General features: G+C 59.2%; 14 protein-coding genes. 11 read left to right on the forward strand and 3 right to left on the reverse strand.

The features are described 5' to 3' along the window. The first annotated feature begins 211 nt into the window (after positions 1–211). The 7 genes from ACSQ36_RS09680 to ACSQ36_RS09710 all read left to right on the forward strand — a co-directional run bounded on the left by ACSQ36_RS09680 (position 212) and on the right by ACSQ36_RS09710 (position 12,464). Complete coding sequence (locus ACSQ36_RS09680) at positions 212–1,831, forward strand: sugar ABC transporter ATP-binding protein (protein WP_436181753.1); 1,620 nt, start codon at positions 212–214, stop codon at positions 1,829–1,831. 324 nt (positions 1,832–2,155) lie between these two features. Next, positions 2,156–3,253, forward strand: coding sequence for a LacI family DNA-binding transcriptional regulator (locus ACSQ36_RS09685; protein ID WP_213768290.1), 1,098 nt, complete (start codon positions 2,156–2,158; stop codon positions 3,251–3,253). A 448-nt stretch (positions 3,254–3,701) separates the two neighbouring features. Beyond that, on the forward strand, positions 3,702–5,444 hold the full coding sequence (locus ACSQ36_RS09690; protein ID WP_436181754.1) for a methyl-accepting chemotaxis protein: 1,743 nt from the start codon (positions 3,702–3,704) through the stop codon (positions 5,442–5,444). Positions 5,445–5,893: 449 nt separating this feature from the next. Further along, the gene (locus tag ACSQ36_RS09695) at positions 5,894–6,655 is read left to right on the forward strand and encodes a 2-keto-4-pentenoate hydratase (protein WP_213768292.1); all 762 of its coding nucleotides are present in this window, start codon (positions 5,894–5,896) and stop codon (positions 6,653–6,655) included. 723 nt (positions 6,656–7,378) lie between these two features. Then, the gene (locus tag ACSQ36_RS09700; protein WP_436181755.1) at positions 7,379–9,301 is read left to right on the forward strand and encodes a PrkA family serine protein kinase; all 1,923 of its coding nucleotides are present in this window, start codon (positions 7,379–7,381) and stop codon (positions 9,299–9,301) included. 248 nt (positions 9,302–9,549) lie between these two features. After that, a complete protein-coding gene (locus ACSQ36_RS09705; RefSeq protein ID WP_213768293.1) occupies positions 9,550–10,815 on the forward strand; it encodes a YeaH/YhbH family protein in 1,266 nt (421 codons plus the stop codon). Next, positions 10,812–12,464 carry a SpoVR family protein gene (locus ACSQ36_RS09710; protein WP_436181756.1) on the forward strand — a complete coding sequence of 551 codons (1,653 nt, stop codon included), beginning with the start codon at positions 10,812–10,814 and terminating at the stop codon, positions 12,462–12,464. Before ACSQ36_RS09705 ends, ACSQ36_RS09710 begins: the two co-directional genes overlap by 4 nt. A gap of 94 nt (positions 12,465–12,558) precedes the next feature. Here the strand turns inward: ACSQ36_RS09710 and ACSQ36_RS09715 are convergent, their stop codons facing one another. Beyond that, positions 12,559–13,626, reverse strand: a complete 1,068-nt coding sequence (locus ACSQ36_RS09715) for an AI-2E family transporter (protein WP_213768295.1) — start codon at positions 13,624–13,626, stop codon at positions 12,559–12,561. 231 nt (positions 13,627–13,857) lie between these two features. On the opposite strand from ACSQ36_RS09715, the gene ACSQ36_RS09720 reads away from it, so the two are divergent. From ACSQ36_RS09720 to ACSQ36_RS09730, 3 genes are all read left to right on the forward strand, one after another. Next, positions 13,858–14,442, forward strand: coding sequence for a TetR/AcrR family transcriptional regulator (locus tag ACSQ36_RS09720; RefSeq protein ID WP_436181757.1), 585 nt, complete (start codon positions 13,858–13,860; stop codon positions 14,440–14,442). A gap of 95 nt (positions 14,443–14,537) precedes the next feature. Next, positions 14,538–15,467, forward strand: coding sequence for an SDR family oxidoreductase (locus tag ACSQ36_RS09725; protein WP_436181758.1), 930 nt, complete (start codon positions 14,538–14,540; stop codon positions 15,465–15,467). Further along, a complete protein-coding gene (locus tag ACSQ36_RS09730; RefSeq protein ID WP_213768298.1) occupies positions 15,464–16,123 on the forward strand; it encodes an epimerase in 660 nt (219 codons plus the stop codon). Before ACSQ36_RS09725 ends, ACSQ36_RS09730 begins: the two co-directional genes overlap by 4 nt. 75 nt (positions 16,124–16,198) lie before the next feature. On the opposite strand, the gene ACSQ36_RS09735 is transcribed toward ACSQ36_RS09730, so the two are convergent. Together ACSQ36_RS09735 and ACSQ36_RS09740 are read right to left on the reverse strand one after the other, a co-directional pair. Then, on the reverse strand, positions 16,199–17,203 hold the full coding sequence (locus tag ACSQ36_RS09735) for an aldo/keto reductase (protein ID WP_436181759.1): 1,005 nt from the start codon (positions 17,201–17,203) through the stop codon (positions 16,199–16,201). A gap of 96 nt (positions 17,204–17,299) precedes the next feature. Next, on the reverse strand, positions 17,300–18,688 hold the full coding sequence (locus ACSQ36_RS09740; protein WP_436181760.1) for a DHA2 family efflux MFS transporter permease subunit: 1,389 nt from the start codon (positions 18,686–18,688) through the stop codon (positions 17,300–17,302). A gap of 125 nt (positions 18,689–18,813) precedes the next feature. On the opposite strand from ACSQ36_RS09740, the gene ACSQ36_RS09745 reads away from it, so the two are divergent. Continuing rightward, entirely contained in the window at positions 18,814–19,674 is an 861-nt protein-coding gene (locus tag ACSQ36_RS09745; RefSeq protein WP_436181761.1) for a LysR family transcriptional regulator, read from the forward strand. Positions 19,675–19,847 lie beyond the last annotated feature (173 nt).

Genomic DNA, 19,847 nt, shown 5'->3' on the forward strand with positions numbered 1-19,847 from the left:
GAATGGGATGATCAACTCGTTTTTTCGATGAACGCCAGACGGAGCCCGGAATTTTGTATCTGCACATAGTGGACTGGATAATGGATAGCGGGCCGGTATTGGGCTAGTCGAGGCTTCAGGAACAGGCCAGACTGCAAACGATTGCGGTCGAGCCTCTCGCAGCGAGAGGGGCGCGCGTGAAGAACGCGGCGGCTTTTCGCCGGAGAAGAGGATGGACGACAGAGTGAAAACCGCGCCCGTTCTCACGGTGAGCGGGATAGGCAAGACCTACGTGGAGCCGGTTTTAGCCGGCGTCACGCTGGACTTGCACGCGGGCGAAGTGCTCGCGTTGACCGGGGAAAACGGCGCCGGGAAAAGCACGTTCTCCAAGATCATCGGCGGCCTGGTCGATCCGACCACCGGCACCATGACCTTGGGTGGAGCGCCTTACTCGCCGGCCAGCCGCAAGGAGGCAGAAGCGCTCGGCGTGCGCATGGTGATGCAGGAATTGAATCTGCTGCCTACGTTGTCGGTGGCGGAAAACCTGTTCCTGAACCGCTTGCCGCAGCGCAAGGGATTCAAATTTGGCTGGATCGACCGGGCGGCGCTGCGCGAGGACGCCCGGCACGCGATGCAGCAGGTCGGGCTTGACGCGATCGACCCGGATACGCTTGTGGGCGAACTGGGGATCGGGCATCAGCAGATGGTGGAGATCGCGCGGAATCTGATTGGCGATTGCCGCGTGCTGATTCTTGACGAACCCACCGCCATGCTGACGGCGCGCGAAGTGGACCTCCTGTTCGAGCAGGTCGAGCGCCTGAAAGCGCGGGGCGTGGCGCTGGTGTACATCTCTCATCGGCTGGAAGAACTCAGGCGGATCGCCGGGCGCGCAGCCGTACTGCGCGACGGCAAGCTGGTTCATATCGACGCCATGCAGAACCTGACCAGCGACCGTCTGGTCACGCTCATGGTGGGGCGTGACATAGGTGAGCGGATCGATCTGGGCGAACGGAGGATTCGCGGCGTCGCGCTGAAAGTTGCCGGCATGAGCCGCGGCCAGGTGGTCCGCGATGTGTCCTTCGAGGTGAGGGCCGGCGAGATTTTCGGCATCAGCGGATTGATCGGCGCGGGCCGTACGGAACTGATGCGGCTGATCTACGGCGCGGATCGGGCCGATAGCGGCGTGGTCTCGATAGCGCATGACGGTGGGGCGCTTACACCGGTGAAAATCGCGTCGCCTGCGGACGCGGTGAAGAACGGCATTGCGCTGATCACCGAGGATCGCAAGGGCGAGGGTTTGCTGCTGCCGCAGCCGATTGCCGCGAATATTTCGCTCGGCAATATCGGCGCGGTGTCGAGCAGGGGTTTTATCGATGGACGGCGTGAAGCGGCATTGGCGCAAAAGCAGATTGACGCGATGCATATCCGCGCCTCCGGTCCGTTGCAACCGGTGTCGGAGTTATCGGGCGGCAATCAGCAAAAGGTGGTGATCGGCCGCTGGCTCGCGCGCGCCTCGACCTTGCTGCTGTTCGATGAACCCACGCGCGGCATCGATGTCGGCGCGAAATTTGATATTTATGCGTTGATGGGCGCGCTGGCGCTGGAAGGGCGGGCGCTGGTGGTGGTGTCCAGCGATCTGCGCGAACTGATGCTTGTTTGCGACCGGATCGGGGTGATGTCGGCGGGACGGATGACCGGGGTCTTCGAGCGGAATACATGGTCGCAGGACACGCTGTTGGCGGCAGCTTTTGCCGGTTACGCGAAACGCGACGAAATCCTCCAGGAACCCATCGTGCCGGATGCCAAGGCGCCGCCTCAGCCGAGCAGCGGCGGATCGGCGCTGAAGCGCTGAACAGGCACAATGGAAGTCTTTAAAGCAGTTGAATCACGGTAGTGAGAGGCGGTGAAAGGCAGTTAAAGCAGGCGCAAAGCAGCAAAAAGCTGCGGTGCCCGCCAAGCAAGAAAGCATGAAAGCCGGCGCGGGGAAAACGCCGGCGGCGGTCCGGGGCGGTCCTAACGGCCGCACAAAGGGCCGCACACAGGCAGATGTAGGGCTGTAAGACCCAAGCAGGCAACCGGAAACGCAAGGCCAGAGGGCAGCGCAGTGGGATGCGCGTTGCGGGGGCCAATCAAGAAGAGCAAGAAGCAAGACCCAAGTCAGAGAGAAGGACCAAGTATGGCGACGATCAAAGATGTAGCAGCCATTGCGGGCGTATCGTTCACTACGGTGTCTCATGTCGTGAACAATTCGCGGCCCGTGTCGGCTGAGGTGCGGCTGAAGGTGGAGCGCGCGATCCTGGAACTGGATTACGTGCCCTCGGCGGTGGCGCGCTCTCTCAAGGCGCGCAACACGCTCACCATCGGCTTGCTGGTGCCGAACGCAACCAACCCGTACTTCGCGGAACTGGCGCGAGGGGTGGAAGACGGGTGCGCGAAGAACGGCTATTGCATGTTCTTCTGCAATTCGGACGATGACCCCGCCAAGCAGCGCAGCTACTTGCGTGTGCTGCAGGAAAAACGCATCGACGGGCTGGTGATTGCGTCGGCGGGAGAAGATGCGGTGCTGGCGCAAAGCCTGGCCGGATCGCGCGAACCGCTGGTGATCCTGGACCGGAATATTGAAGGCGTATCTGCGGATCTGGTGCAGATCGACCACGAGAAGGGCGGCTATCTGGCTACGCGCCACTTGCTGCAACTCGGGCACTCGCGGGTTGGCTGCATCACGGGCCCAATCGCCACGGCAGTCAGCGCGATGCGTGTCCACGGGTTTATCCGTGCGATGGCGGAGCGTGGCATCGAGATCGAGCCGAACGCCATTCAGCAGAGCGCATTTTCGGCGACCGGCGGTTACGAGGCGGCGTCGCAACTCTTCGATACCCTCAGGCCCACCGGTATTTTTGCGTGCAACGACATGATGGGCGTCGGTGCGTTGCGGGCGGCGGCGGAGCGGGGCATCAACGTGCCGCGCGACTGTTCGATCATCGGTTTCGATGATATCGAATTGAGCCGATACACCTATCCGGCGTTGTCGACGGTTGGGCAATCGGTGCGCGAACTCGGGGAACTGGCGGCGCAGACGCTGATCGACCGGATCGCGGGCAAGGTGCCGGCGACCACGCGGCGGCGCGTCGTGACGCCGCGCATGATCTTGCGTGAATCGACAGCGGTCGTGCCGGAAGTGTTGCCGCGGGTTTATCGGAAAGATGTGGCGGCCGGGCCCGCTGCTGCGGCGAATTCCGTGGCGTTGGGCCAAGGCAATACCGAGAAGGCCTGAAGCAGGCTGAGGGGGCTTGCATTCGGAGTTTTGCCGGCGTCGGCAGAACTCCGTTTGCCAGCGCCCCGGCGGCGCGTGCGAACCACGCGCAGCAAAGGACTAAAAATCTGGAGAGATGATCCAATCATCTCGGCCGGCAGCATGCTCTTCCCCCGTTCTTCCCCCCAAATCAAACCTCAACCAGTTCCACTCGCGGTCATCAGGCCGATGGTGCGATTCATCCTGAATTGTTTACAACAATCGCATTAATGCGTGCTCTTGCTTAATAACGTGCATCTAAAGTTCTTAGGGTAAATCATTAGACGAAATAACATTTCATGAATTTCCTCAAGTGCGCCGCGCACACGCCGTAAAAGATGTCCAAGCAGGCGAATCTGGTCTTGCCCTGAATCGTGATCCAGAACCGCGCCCGGCCGACATTTTTATCAGCAGCCTCCCGAGGAAAATCATGAACATGAGCTTAACGATCAAGGCGCGTCTCGGTCTGACGATGGTATTTCTGGGACTGCTTCTGATAGCGATCGGCGGATTGGGGCTTTACGGGATGACGCAGTCGAACCGGGCCTATCGCGACACGTTCGAAAACCAGATGCCGAGCGCTGACGCCGTCAGCAACGCGGAGCTTTATACGGCACGAGAACGGCTCATATTCGACCGGGCGGCGTTTCTTGCCGGTACGCCGGAAGTGGCGGCGACCATCGAACGTGGCGGCATGATGCGCGGCCGCGCCAACGATTACTGGAAAAAATACACCGAGTTGCCGGAGGACCCCAACGAAAAGCAGCTCGCCGATACCTCGAACGCCAAACGCCTCGCGTTGCAAAAGGTGATCGACAGCGGCTATGAAGCTGTCAGGGCCAATGACCAGGCGCGTATCGTGGAGACAGCCAAAGCCATGCAGGTCGCCTATGGCGAGCTTTCGACAGCCAACGACGCGCTGCGCAAATTCCAGTTCGACAGCGCCAGGCACGGTTACGATGCCGCCCAATCGGCCGCTGTGAGTTTTCGCACGTTGAGCCTGATCGCGATCGTGGTCGGACTGGCCGCCGCCGCGTTTTCGTGGTTCGCGTTGCGGCGCGCTATCGGCCGTCCGCTGGACGCCGCGCTCGAGCATTTCGAAGCCATCGCGGCGGGCGATCTGCGGGGCAAGGTCGTCGCCACTTCACGCGACGAAATGGGCCTGCTGATGCAAGGTCTTGCACGGATGCAGGCCAGCCTTGTGGGGACCGTTCGAAGCGTACGCTCGGGCAGCGAATCCATCGCGTCGGCGACCAAGCAGATCGCTGCGGGCAATATCGACTTGTCCTCGCGTACGGAAGAACAGGCGTCGGCGTTGCAGGAAACTGCGTCGAGCATGGACGAACTGACCGGCACGGTGAAGCAGAACGCCAATAACGCCCGGCAGGCAAGTTCGCTGGCGGCCAACGCGTCGGAGATCGCGAACAAGGGCAGCCGCGTGGTGGCCCAGGTGGTCGACACCATGGGCGATATCAACCAGAGCTCGGCGAAGATCGCGGACATTATTACGATCATCGAAGGGATTGCGTTCCAGACCAATATCCTGGCGCTGAACGCGGCAGTGGAAGCTGCGCGGGCCGGTGAGGAAGGGCGTGGTTTTGCCGTCGTGGCAGGCGAAGTGCGCAACCTCGCACAACGCTCGTCGGCGGCGGCGAAGGAGATCAAGGGTCTTATCGATACCTCGGTCGAGCGCGTGCAAACGGGGACTTCGCTGGTCGACGAAGCCGGCCGCACGATGAACGAGATTATCGGCGCGGTGCAACGTGTAACCGACATCATGGGCGAGATCGCGGCAGCGTCGCAAGAGCAGAGCAGCGGCATTGAACAAGTGGCGCGCGCAGTCACGCAGATGGACGAAGTGACACAGCAGAACGCGGCGCTGGTCGAGGAAGCCGCGGCGGCGGCGCAATCGCTGGAGGATCAGGCCGCGAAGCTGCGGCAGGCCGTGGCGGTATTTCAACTCGACGACGACAGCGCGGTCGAAGCGGGTTTCAGCCACGCTGCGGCGAGGCCCGGATCATCGGGGGCAGCAAAGCCGCGCGTGGTCGTTCCGGCGAGGCCGCGGCGTGCAGCGCCGGCAATCACATTGGCTAAAGCGCCTGTTGCAGCAAGGCCGGTGGCGACTGCGGCTGCAACTGGGGCTGCAGCTAACGGCGATTGGCAAACCTTCTGATCGGGTGAGCCGGTTTATTGAGTTAAACGCACTCCGCGAACCTGGCTTGCGGAGCGCGTTTTTATTGATCGCGAGCGGTTTGCTTTAACCCGACTCCCCCGAACTTTCACTCCCACCCGGCCGCCGCTGATGAAGCGTGTTTGGGTTGATGCGCCCCAACGCGCTCCAACGCGCCCCATAGTCGATCCTGGCGTCCACAGAGCGTTCCAGCAAGCGAGCATGCGAAGAGGGTCCGATCAGCCCATTGCGATCGGGCTCCGATGCAAGCTTCCGTCAACACAAGGGCCCACCGCCCGCGGCGGCGCACGCATCAAGCAATCGCCATTCCGTAACCTTGTTGTCTTGACCCGAACTCGCGATCCAGTCCGACTTCCCCGTACACTGAGCGCACTTCGTTCAACCTTCACGGGATTAGAACGCGTTTCGATCACCACCACAGGACGCCTGCCATGACCGGATCCACCCTTGCCGCGCAACTCGTTCAGGCCCGCCGCCAGCGCACGCAGATAGAAGACCTCGAGTCAGTCGATATCCCTGCTGACGCCGAAGCGGCTTACGCCATCCAGCACGAAGTTCTGACCCTTTCCGGCGCGCGAATTGGCGCATGGAAAGTCGGTGCCCGCGCGCCCGGCGCACTGGCGAACACGGCGCCCATCGACGCGGAACTGGTGCACACGTCGCCGGCGCGCATTGCGCACGCGTCGTTTTTTCGCGCGCTGATTGAACTGGAGATCGCGTTTCGTTTTTCGTACGCACTGCCGCCCCGCGACGAACCTTACAGCCGCAACGAAGTGTTCGCGGCACTGGGCAGCATGGCCGTAGCGCTGGAGGTGGTCGATAGCCGCTTCGCGCAATGGCCAAACCTGGCGACACTGGCACAACTTGCCGATTCGCAGAACAACGGGGCACTGGTCGTCGGCAAGATGGAGCCGTATGACGTAATCGCACCTAACTTCGATTTCCTTTCACCGCTGCTCGAACTGTCCATCGACGGCGTTTCGATCGTGCCTCCGAGCACGGGCAATCCGGCCGGCGACCCCCGTGAACTGCTGGTTTGGTTCGTCAACCATTGCAGCACTCACGGACACACGGTCCAGCCGTTCTGGACCATCACCACCGGCTCCTACACGGGCGCGCGGCGCGTCGAGGGTCCAAGCGTGATAAGCGGCCGGGTAGACCGGATCGGGGAGATCGAACTGACGCTGGAATAATATTTTTGCAGCATTCCGACACACCGTGACAGGGCGCGCGGAAACATTCATGCGCGCGCGTCACATCAAGAAAAGGCACTCATTCGAGTGCTTTTTTTGCGTCTAAATCCCTGTCCGCTGAACGGGTATAACCGGGATATGAGTGGGGTATAAGCGGGGTATAGGCGGTCAACGGATGTGGGTGCGCATCGTTTAGAAAGAGAGGCGCATAGCGTTTGAGAGCGTGCATTCGAATGACATTGGAGACTCGATGTAAAAAAACGCACCCGGGTGTTGCATCGTTCCGGTGCTACGACGCGTATAGGGGATAACCGGTGGATAACGTGTGGATGAGCATGTGGATGAGCGGGGGACAACTCGGCATGGATGAGACAAACATGCAGCATGGGTGCGCCATATCAGCGGCATAAGCGCTCAATGCATAAATGAAGGCAACGCTGCACCGCCGGCAGCAGCAGTCAGCGTGTTAGGCTGCCAGCATGTCGCATGGGTCCAGGGCTTGTACAGCAAGGCTATGCAGCCAATGCGGAGAACGTTTCGCGAGTCGGGATGATGATTGTAGGTGAACGAAAATATTCCACCAAGCTAGGAATACTTCGAAGCAAATCAACAACGCATTTGCATGAAAAAAAATTCGAATAGGTTTAGGATGAACTGAAGCGATGTTGTTCTGATTAGGCGCGCCGCGCACACATTGCTTTCTGACTTCGGCGAGGAGGTAGCATGGATATCTACAGCAGTTTCGCGACCCGCTTCGAAAAAACCCGCGAGGAGGAATTCCCGCTCGAAGAGTATCTCGCGCTCTGCAAAGACGATCCTGCAACGTATGCAACAGCGGGCGAACGGATGTTGTCGGCAATCGGGGAACCGGAGTCCGTCGACACACGTACCGATCCGCGCTTATCGCGTGTGTTTGCAAACAAGGTCATCAAGGTGTATCCGGCATTCCGTGAGTTCTACGGAATGGAGGAAGTGATCGAGCAAGTGGTGTCGTACTTCAGGCATGCTGCTCAGGGTCTTGAAGAGAAGAAACAGATTCTGTATTTGCTCGGGCCGGTAGGCGGCGGCAAGTCATCTATTGCCGAACGTCTGAAGCAACTCGCCGAGCGTGTGCCGTTCTATGCAATCAAGGGTTCTCCCGTCAATGAATCGCCGCTTGGGCTTTTCGATTACGACGAAGACGGCCCTATCCTCGAAGAGCAATACGGCATCCCGCGCCGTTATCTCAAGAACATCCTGAGTCCATGGGCAGTGAAGCGCCTTCACGAATTCAATGGCGACATCCGCAAGTTCCGCATCGTTCGCCGTTATCCCTCCATCCTGCGCCAGATCGGTATAGCCAAGACCGAACCGGGCGATGAAAACAATCAGGACATCTCGTCACTTGTCGGCAAGGTCGACATCCGCAAGCTCGAAACTTTTTCGCAAGACGACGCCGACGCCTACAGCTATTCCGGCGGTTTGTGTCTCGCGAACCAGGGCTTGCTTGAATTCGTTGAAATGTTCAAGGCTCCGATCAAGGTGCTGCACCCGCTGCTTACTGCTACCCAGGAAGGCAACTTCAAGGGCACGGAAGGCTTCGGTGCAATTCCGTTCGACGGCGTGGTCCTGGCTCACTCGAACGAGTCGGAATGGAAGACTTTCCGCAATAACAAGAACAACGAAGCACTGCTCGATCGTATTTTCGTGGTCAAGGTGCCGTACTGCCTGCGCTACAGCGAAGAGATGAAGATCTACGAGAAGCTGCTGCGCAATTCTTCGTTGACGAATGCAGTTTGCGCGCCGGGCACGTTGAAGATGATGGCGCAAATGGCCGTGCTCACGCGTCTGCATGAGCCGGAAAACTCCAGCCTCTTTTCGAAGATGCAGGTCTACGACGGCGACAACCTGAAGGACACGGACCCGAAGGCAAAATCGTTCCAGGAGTACCGCGATTTTGCGGGCGTCGATGAAGGCATGAACGGCGTTTCAACCCGGTTCGCGTTCAAGATTCTTTCCCGCGTGTTCAACTTCGATTCCGCTGAAGTCGCGGCCAATCCAGTGCACCTGATGTACGTGCTCGAACAGCAGATCGAACGCGAGCAATTCCCGCCGGAAACCGAACAGAAATACCTGTCGTTCATCAAGGACGTCCTGGCGTCGCGGTATGCCGAGTTCATTGGCAAGGAGATTCAGACCGCGTACCTGGAATCGTATTCGGAGTACGGGCAAAACATCTTCGACCGTTACGTCACGTACGCCGATTTCTGGATCCAGGACCAGGAATTCCGCGATCACGATACGGGAGAAAGTTTCGACCGGGCTTCGTTGAATGCGGAACTCGAGAAGATCGAGAAACCGGCTGGCATCAGCAACCCGAAGGACTTCCGCAACGAGATCGTGAACTTCGTGCTGCGGGCTCGGGCCGCGAATGGCGGCAAGAATCCGGCGTGGATCAGCTACGAGAAGTTGCGCGTGGTGATCGAGAAGAAGATGTTCTCGAACACGGAGGAACTGCTGCCGGTGATCTCGTTCAACGCCAAAGGATCGGCAGAAGAACAGCGCAAGCATGAAGACTTCGTCAACCGCATGGTCGCGAAGGGCTACACGCCGAAGCAGGTTCGGCTGCTCTGCGACTGGTATCTCCGGGTACGCAAGTCGTCCTGATGCGTCGTCTTGATGAAGATGTTTTCGTCGTGTTTTTATCGGGAGAGAAATGAGTGCTCAGCGAAACCAGGCAAAACGTGCTTGAATCAGTATTGTGTCGCTAGTTTTATAGTCATACGTTCGCGCGACGCCGACTGCAAACCGGCGGACCGCGAGCACCTTGGCGAGTGCTTTACGGCCAGTATCGCAGCGCGCGGTTCAAGGCCATGGGCGCTTCGCTTCCTCGCCAATTACGCGGGAGACTGGATGTGCTGCATCAAATCATCGACCGCAGGTTAGCCGGCAAGAACAAGAGCATTGCCAATCGCGAACGCTTTTTGCGTCGTGTCAAAAACTATATTCGCCGCGCGGTGTCGGACGCCGTTCGGGATCGAAGCATCAAGGACATCCAGAGCACGCAAAGCATCACGATTCCGAAGAAGGACATTGCCGAACCGTCGTTTCGGCATGGTCCTGGCGGAAAGCGCGAGCTCGTGCATCCGGGTAACGCCGAATACATTCGTGGCGACAAGATCGCACGTCCGAATGGCGGCGGAGGTGGCGGCGGTAAGACCGCGAGCAACGAGGGCGAAGGCCAGGACGACTTCGTGTTCGAGTTGTCGCGAGAAGAATTCATGCAGTATTTCTTCGATGACCTCGAGCTTCCGCGTCTCGTCAAAACTCAATTGGCTGCCGTGCCCACGTGGAAAAACGTGCGGGCGGGGTTTTCGGCCGAAGGAACCCCGAACAATATCGACGTTGTCCGTTCGTTGCGTAGCGCGCTGGGGCGGCGGATCGCGCTAGGGTCGCCGTTATCGCGTCAGTTGCACGAGATGGAGCGTCAGCTGGAAGTGCTTCTTGACGAGAAAGGCGACCCCGAGGAAATCGCGCGGCTGGAAGCCGATATCGTGATCCTGAAGGGGCGCATCACGCGAATTCCTTTCATCGATCCATTCGACTTGCGGTACGTCAACCGGACCAGGCAGCCCACGCCTTCGAGCAAGGCCGTGATGTTTTGTCTGATGGACGTGTCCGGTTCCATGGACGAGCAGCGCAAGGATCTGTCGAAGCGTTTCTTCATCCTTTTGTACCTGTTCCTGAACCGGAATTACGAAAAGATCGAAGTCGTTTTCATCCGGCATCACACGCGCGCCGAAGAAGTGGACGAAGAAACCTTCTTCCATTCGACTGAAAGCGGCGGAACGGTCGTGTCCAGCGCGCTTGAGTTGATGAAGAAGATCATGGATGAACGGTATTCGCCTACTGAATGGAATATCTACGGGGCGCAGGCGTCCGACGGCGACAACTGGACTGACGATTCGCCCAAGTGCCGGAAGCTCCTCGCCGAGGACATCCTTCAGAAGGTGCGATATTTTGCCTATATTCAAGTGGCGCCTGAAGAGCAGAATCTCTGGGTGGAATATGCTCATCTGGCGCAAAGCGCGCCTGAACTCGCGATGAAGAAGGTCGAATCGGCTGCAGATATTTATCCTGTCTTTCGCGAATTGTTTGAGAAACAACAGGCGGCTGCATGACGACACGGCATTTGGACAACGAAGCACGTGGGTATCACCTCAAACCTGGCGAAGAACTGAAAGCACAAGACAGCGCGCCACAAAAGGCCAGGAAGCCTCGCAAAAACGCGGCGTCGGAAGGAGACACCATGAACGTGGCGGAAAAAAGGCCCTTGCCGTGTCCATCGGACTGGACCTTCGAACTGATCGAGGAATACGACACCGAGATTGCCCGTGTCGCACAGCGTTATGGGCTCGACGTGTACCCGATCCAGCTCGAACTGATCAGCGCCGAGCAGATGATGGACGCGTACGCGTCGGTCGGCATGCCGGTGAACTATCGGCACTGGTCGTTCGGCAAGCACTTCCTGTCTACCGAGAAGAGTTATCGGCGCGGGCAAATGGGCTTGGCGTACGAGATTGTCATCAACTCGAATCCGTGCATTGCGTACCTGATGGAAGAGAACACGATGACGATGCAGGCGCTCGTCATCGCGCACGCGGCGTACGGACACAACTCGTTTTTCAAGGGCAACTACCTGTTCAAGCTGTGGACGGACGCGCACGCGATTATTGATTACCTCGTTTATGCGAAGAATTACATCGCGGAATGCGAGGAGCGGCATGGCATTGATCGGGTGGAGGAACTGCTCGACTCATGTCACGCGCTGATGAACTATGGCGTGGACCGGTATAAGCGGCCGCAGAAATTGTCGCTGGCGAAGGAAATGGCTGCCCGGCGCGAACGTGAAGCGTATTTGCAGTCGCAAGTGAATGAACTCTGGCGCACGCTGCCGAATAAAAAGGCGACGACGACCGAGGAAATTGAAAGCCGTTATCCGCCGGAACCCCAGGAAAACCTGCTGTATTTTGCGGAGAAAAATGCGCCGCTGCTTGAGCCTTGGGAACGCGAAGTTATTCGCATTGTCCGCAAGGTCGGCCAGTATTTTTATCCGCAACGGCAAACGCAGGTCATGAACGAAGGCTGGGCCACGTTCTGGCATTACACGCTGCTCAATACGCTTTATTCGGAAGGCCGTCTGGAAGACGGTTTCATGATGGAGTTCCTGCATTCGCACAGTAACGTGGTGTATCAACCGCCCGTGACCAAGCAGTACTACAGCGGCATCAATCCGTATGCGCTGGGTTTTTCCATGATGAGCGATATTCGCCGCATCTGTGAACATCCAACGGATGAGGATCGCGAATGGTTTCCGGAGCTTGCCGGCAGCGACTGGCTTGAAGCGCTGCATTACGCCATGCGCAATTTCAAGGACGAGAGTTTTATTGCGCAGTATTTATCGCCGCATCTGATCCGAGAAATGCGCCTGTTCTCCATTCTCGACGACGATATGCGCGACTCGCTGGAAGTGTCCGCTATTCACGACGAAAGCGGATACCGGTATGTTCGCCAGGCGTTGTCGCGGCAGTACGACATGCATCATCGTGAGCCGAATATCCAGGTGTATTCAGTGAATACCCGTGGCGATCGCAGCCTGACGCTGCGCCATTTCATGACCGATAACCGTCATCTGACCAATGACAGCGAAGAGGTCCTCAAGCACATGGCGCGGCTGTGGCAATTCGACGTATATCTTGAAAGCGTCGACGAGAACGGAACGGTGAGAAAACGCTTCGATTGCAAATACACCGGAGCGGAGAAACGCTGAGTCGTTTGCGTTCGTTCATTGGGGTATAAAAAAACCGGCTCACTGAGTTAATCAGCGAGCCGGTTTTCTACTTTTATTTAGCCGCACCGAGACCCTAGACTTTATCGATAGTCCTGGCTTCTTCGTTTTGCGTGAACAAATCCCAGCTTGCCATGAACAGCGCGGCGATCAGCGGTCCAATCACGAAGCCGTTGATCCCGAACAATCCCATTCCGCCCAGCGTGGAAATCAGCACCACCCAGTCAGGCATTTTCGTGTCCTTGCCAACCAGGATAGGGCGCAGCACGTTGTCCACCATGCCGATCACCACCACGCAGAACACGATCAGGATCACGCCGCGCCAGATATCGCCGGTGAGCAGGAAATAGGCGGCGGCCGGTGCCCAGACCAACGCTGCGCCAATGGCCGGCAGCAGCGACAGGAACGCCATCAGGACACCCCACAGCAGCGAGCCCTGGATCCCCAGCATCATGAAGATCATGCCGCCGAGGAATCCCTGAACCGCCGCCACCGCGATATTGCCCTTCACGGTGGCCCGGACGACGGTCGTGAACTTGGCGATCAGGTGTTGCTTGGGTTCATCGTCCAGGGGCAGGGCGCGGCGGATGCGTCGGCCGATTTCACCGCCGTCGCGCAGCAGGAAAAACACGAGATACAGCATCACGCCGAAACTGATCACGAACTGGAACGTGTTCTGACCGATGCTCAACGCCTGCGAAGCGACGAACTGGCTGATCGCGGCGGCGCCGTTGGTCAGCCGTTGCTGGATGCTCGGGATATCGGTCAGGCCAAAGCGGCCGAGCAGCGTCTGCACCGAGTCCGGCAGTGCGTGAATGGCTTGCTGGAAGTAGGTCGTGAAATTGGGCTGGCCAGCCTTGACCTGGGCGTACGCGAGGCCGATTTCCTGGACGAGCGTGGCCGCGACGAAGCTGAGCGGCAGGATCACGATCACGATCGTCAAGCCCAGCGTGGCGAACGCCGCCAGATTGCGCCGCTTGCCGAATTTAGCCGCGAGATAACGCTGCAAGGGCTGGAACAGGATCGCGAGAATCGTGCCCCAGAAGATCGCGCCAAAGAACGGTAACAAGATCCAGCAGAGCGCAACCGTGACGACAAACAGCAAGAGATGGAAGAAGTTCTGGTGAACCGAGCGGCTATTCATGAGATCCCTGAAATGAGGCGGAGGCCCAAGCGAGGAGCGCGAGCTTCAACGCCAGGTCACCCCGACAATGCAATTGCGGATGCTAGCACGTGCAAGTTTTGGTCCATTCAGCGCATTTTGTAATATTTATTTAACGCTTGAGGCCGGTCTTCCGCTGTCATGTTGCCGGTATCTTGAAAATAGGTATAATTGAGTATTCACTCATTAATCACATCGATTCGATCACGCACGATGGCTCGACCCAAAAGCGACGACAAACACAACGCGCTGCTGCTCGCCGCGGAACAGGTTTTTGCCCGGCGCGGGCTTGCAGCCGCGCCGACATCGGCTATATCGAAGCAGGCGGGCGTCGCGGAAGGGACCCTGTTCACCTACTTCCGCACGAAGGACGAACTGGTGAACGCGCTGTACCGTTCCATCAAGCTCGATCTCGCCGATGCCCTGATGACGCAGTTCCCCCGGCAAGGACCCGTACGCGATCGATTGGAATATCTGTGGGGCGCGTTCGTCGATTGGGGCGTCGCGAACCCGCAACGGCTGAATGTGCTCGATCAGTTGTCAGTGGCGGATACGGTCAGCGAAGAGTCAAAGGCTGTCGGTTATGAACCGTTTGCCGAGATCGAAGCGCTGGCGCAACACAGTATCGACACGGGCGTTTTGCACGCTTATCCGGTCGCGTTTATTGCTGCAAGCATGAAGTCGATGGCCGAAACCACAATGGCCTTCATGACCGCGTACCCGGAAGAGGCGGGTGAGTATCGGAAGATTGGATTCAAGGTGTTCTGGAACGGCATTGCCCGCAATACAGATAGTTGAATGACCGATTGATCAAGCCGGTACGTTTTATTGCCCGCTTGATCCAAGGTTTTAATGACTGATTACTCACGCAAAAACATCTGGAGGACGAACACATGAGTACATGGACCACGGCCGACATTCCCTCGCAATCGGGCAAACGCGCGTTGGTGACCGGCGCGACTGGCGGATTGGGTTATGAAACATCGCTCGAACTGGCCCGGGCAGGCGCTGAAGTGATTCTCACCGGGCGCAGCGACGCCAAAGGGCGAACCGCTCTCGAACGTATTCGCCGCGAAGTGCCCAATGCACGGATTCGTTTCGAGCCTATTGACCTCGCGAGCCTCGCATCGATCTCGAGCGCCACGCAGCGGTTGCTTGAAGAAGGCGAGGCAATCGATGTGCTCGTCAACAATGCCGGCGTAATGATGTTGCCCAAGCATGAAACAACCGCCGATGGCTTCGAGCGCCAGTTCGGCACCAACTATCTCGGTCACTTCGCGCTGACCGCGCAGTTGCTGCCGTTGCTGGAAAAAAGTGCCGCGCCGCGCGTGGTGAACCTGAGCAGCATTGCGCACAGGCGGGGCAAGATCGCCTTCGATAATCTGCAAGGCGAGCGTGCTTATAAAGCGTGGCCGGCGTACGAACAGTCGAAACTCGCCATGTTGATGTTCGCCCTCGAACTGCAACGCCGCAGCGACGCAAACGGCTGGCGTCTCATGAGTAATGCCGCGCATCCGGGGTTTGCGCGGACGGATCTCATCGCGAACGGGCCGGGTAATTCGGGCATGTTGTCGATGCTCAGCCGCGCGATGACGCCATTCCTGAGCCATAGCGCCGCTGATGGCGCGCTGCCCACGCTGTTGGCGGCCACATCGCCCGATGCGCGGCCCGGCGCTTATTACGGCCCAAAGGGTTTCCAGGAGTTGATCGGCGCCCCCGCCGAGGCACGCATCTCCCCCCAAGCGAAGGACACGACGGTTGCCGCTAAACTGTGGGACGTATCGGTGAAACTAACAGGCGTGTCCTGGCCGGGAAAATCATGAAAGTGCTTATTTTTGGCGCGACCGGAATGGTCGGGCAGGGTGTGTTGCGCGAATGCCTGCTTGATAAGGATATCGAACGAGTGGTGACGGTGGGGCGCAATGCGACGGGCCAGCAGTATCCGAAGCTGACCGAGATCGTGCATAAGGATCTCTTCGATCTCTCGCCGATCGAGTCCGAACTCACCGGTTTCGATGCCTGTTTTTTCTGCCTGGGCGTGTCGTCGTTCAGGATGAGCGAGGCCGACTACACGCACCTCACGTACGATTTGACGTTCGCGGTCGGCCGGACCTTGTCGCGTCTTAATCCGGGCATGACTTTCTCGTACGTGACGGGAGCAGGAACCGATAGCACCGAGCGCGGACGCAGCATGTGGGCACGCGTGAAAGGCCGCACCGAAAACGCGCTGCTGCATATGCCGTTCAAGGCCGCCTATATGTATCGCCCCGGCATGATCCAGCCGATGGACGGAATTCGCTCGAAGACGGCGGTGTATCAGATGGCGATTTCTCTGCTGCGGCCCTTGTTTCCCGTGATGCGGCGCGCGTTTCCGAACGCGGTTACGACGACCAGCCAGTTGGGGCGGGCGATGATCGCCGTGGCCAAGGAACGCGCCGCGTCGCGAGTGCTGGAAACGCGGGACATTACCCGGTATTAGAGAGATTGTCGTTCGAACCCGGGCACGCATGCCGAAGGCCCAAACGACAAATCACCGGTTGCGGCTTATCGTGGCTTATCGCGCAGCATCGCCCCAGCGGTACTCCACCGTGGCGTCGTCCAGCTGCGCCTTGATCTCGTCACTCAGAGCAAGATCCACTGCAGCCAGCGTATCCGTGAGCTGGTCGGGCCGGCTCGCGCCGATAATCGCGGACGTAATCGCCGGATTCGCCAGCACCCACGCCACCGATGTCTTCGTCAACGACTCACCGGTTGCGCTCGCGATCTTCTTCAATTTTTCGATGGTTTCAAACTCGCGCTCATGCCAGTAGCGTTGGTGATACATCGGTCCCGCCCGGCCGACGGTCGCCGTAAAGCGGCCCTCCGACGGCGCGGTATCGTGTTTATGTTTCCCCGTCAGCAAGCCGCCCGCGAGCGGGTTATACGGGATCACGGCCAAATGCTCGTCTGTCGCGAGCGGCAACAGTTCGCGCTCGATCTGCCTGAATAGCAGGTTGTAACGCGGCTGGACGGAAACGAAGCGCGCTACGCGCAAGAAATCAGAGCGGCCCAGCGCAGTGGCAAGCCGGTACGCCAGGAAATTCGATACCCCCACGTAACGCGCCTTGCCTTGGCGCACGATCGTATCGAGCGCTTCCAGGGTTTCGTCGAGCGGCGTGTTGAGGTCGTCGGAATGCAGTTGGTACAGGTCGACGTAATCGGTATTGAGACGTTTGAGCGATGCATCGATAGCGTCCAGCAAATGCTTGCGCGACGCCCCCTGGTCCCACGCTGCAGGCCCCATCTTGCCGACCGCCTTGGTCGCCAGGATGAACTGGCTGCGGCGTGTGGGCGTGTCCTTCAACCAGCGCCCGACGATCTCCTCCGTACGCCCGGCCACGTCTTCCGTGCTGCCGAGCGGATAGACGTCGGCGGTATCGATGAAATTGACACCCGCTTCAGCCGCACGATCCATGATGCTGCGCGACACATCCTCTTCAGTCTGCAAACCGAAGGTCATCGTGCCCAGGCACAAACGCGAGACGTTCAGGCCGGTACGGCCAAATTTACGATACTGCATGGCAAGCTCCTTGGGCGTGTTGAATGTCCAGCCAGCTTAAACGTTCAGGCGCGAGCCTGCATTCGCGCGGCTGAAGTGCTGCTCGTTATGAGTCGACTATGAGGTTGCTGCGGCCCGCGGCGAAGGGCGCGGGGGCACGGCATCGAGGAAGCGGAACACAATGGCCGATGCCAGCGTCACCAGGCCCACGCATACAAACGCGATCCGGAACGCAAGCGCCGCCGAGCCGAGACTCTCCGAGAACACCGACACCAGGCCGCCGCCAATCGAGACACCCAGGCCAATGGCCAGCATCTGCACCATCGAAAACAGGCTGTTGCCGCTGCCCGCGTCCTTGATCGACAACCCTTTAAGCGTGACGCTGTTCATCGCGGCGAACTGCATGGAATTGCACGCACCGAATACGGCGAGGATCGCGATCTCGATCACGAGCGGCGTACTCACCGAGAACGAAGCGAAGCCGACTATCGACGCCCCGACAAGAATGGTGTTCCACAGCAGGAAGTTATCGTAGCCATAACGCTTCACGAGCGGCGAGATCCAGCCCTTGGCGACGGTGCCGGCGAACGCGGCGGGTAACATCATCAAGCCCGAGTGCAGCGGCGTATAACCGAGTTGCAATTGCATCAGCAGCGGCAGGAGAAACGGCACGGCACTGGATCCGATCCGGCACAGCAGGTTGCCGATCAAGCCCACGCTGAAGTTCGGCTCGCTGAACAAGGACAGCTTGAAAAGCGGATTGCGCTGGCGTTTGGCGTAGGGAATGTAAGCGAGCGCAGCGACCGCGGACAGCACGAACAGTGCGCCCGACACCAGCAGTTTGTGCGTATGCGCGGGACTGTCGAGGCCCATTGAAAACGCGACCATGCAGAGTGACAGCAACGCGCAGCCGATAAAGTCAAAGGGGGCCGCCTGTGTAATGGCATCGTTGGGAAGAAAACGATGCACGGCGAACAAACCCACGGCGCCAATAGGTACGTTGATCAGGAAAATCCAGTGCCACGTAAACGATTCGACGAACCAGCCGCCGAGCGTCGGTCCGAGAATCGGGCCAACCTGGCCGGCAATTGAAATGACCGCCAGCGCGGAGACATACGCCTCGCCCGTCACGCTGCGCAGCACCGCCAGCCGGCCGATAGGCAACAGCATGGAGCCGCCGATCCCCTGGATCACGCGCGCCACGATCAGTTGATTCAACGACTGCGCGTTGGCGCAGCACAGCGAGCCGATGACGAACAACAGGATGGCGACGAAGTAGACGCGCCGGGTGCCGAAGCGGTCGGCAAGCCAGCCGGACGCGGGCGTGAGGAGCGCCATGGTCAGCGTGTAAGCGACGACGATAGGCTGCATCGCGAGCGGCTGCGCGTGGAGGCTGCGCGCAATGGAGGGCAGGGCCGTATTGACGATGGTCGTGTCGAGGGCTTGCATGAAAAAGCCGACGGCTACGATCCACAAAAGCGCCGTGTGTGAGTTTTTTGAAGTCATCGATTGCAGCAGGAACAATGTCGCGCAGGTTTTAACGCGATGTGTCGATTTTAAGACGTCAATTGGCAATCGGGAACCCCGCTGGCCGCATTGACTATCATCGATAAATCCGATCACAATGGATCATGCTCAATCCAGTCTGGCTGAACACGTTCGCGACGGTGGCCGCGTCGCACAGTTTCACCGACGCCGGGCGGCAGCTCCGGCTCACGCAATCCAGCGTGAGCGAGCACATCCGGCGGCTGGAGGAACATGTCGGCCGCCGGCTGCTCGTGCGCGATACCCATTCGCTCGCGCTCACCGCCGACGGCGAAGCCATGCTGGTCCACGCCCGCATGATCCTGGACGCGATGACCCACGCCGAGTTGCAGTTCCGCTCGCCGCGGCTCAGGGGCCGCGTGCGCCTGGGTTCCTCCGACGATGTCGCGCTTGGCCCCTTGCCGAGCGTGCTCGCAGCATTTCGCCGGACTCATCCGGACGTTGAACTGGAGATTACGATCGGCATGACGGGGCGGCTTTACGAGCTCCTGGATGCGGGATCGATTGATTTGCTGATCGGCAAACGGCGCATCGGCGACCCACGCGGCATTCTGCTGTTTTCCGGACAGCTTGAATGGATTGGGTTGACGGGCACCGAGGTTGACCTTGAACAGCCGCTGCCGTTGATCCTCGTCGCCGAGCCGAGTGTGACGCGTGCCGTGGTGCTCGACTCGCTGGCCGCGGTCGGTGCGCGCTGGCAGATGGTCTGCACGAGCAGTTCGTATGCAGGGTGCATTGCCGCTGCGCGCGGTGGGCTGGGGCTCACCGTGCGGTCTCATTTCCTCGCGGGCAGGGGACTTTCGCCGCCGGTGAATCGCGCTGCTCTGCCCGAGTTGCCGGAGGTCGAGTTCATCGCCCTGGGGGCGAAGCATTTGAGCCGCCCTGCGGAGACGCTGCTGGAGATTTTGCAAAATAGCGATCTGCAAGGTGAATGGGCAGGCGAATGAGCGGTTGTTAATTTCGCCCTGGCATGACGCATGCGCGAAGGCGCTGACGCGGGTGTGACGGTATTCATCGGATCAATTGCACCGCCGCAAAGAGATGCGGACCGCGTAAGCCGGTTGTGCAAACGCAACGAATTCAGGCAATCGGATTTCTGCCAATAGGATGCTTCTTATAT

The organism is Caballeronia sp. LjRoot34, assembly GCF_964253815.1.
GTDB lineage: Bacteria > Pseudomonadota > Gammaproteobacteria > Burkholderiales > Burkholderiaceae > Caballeronia.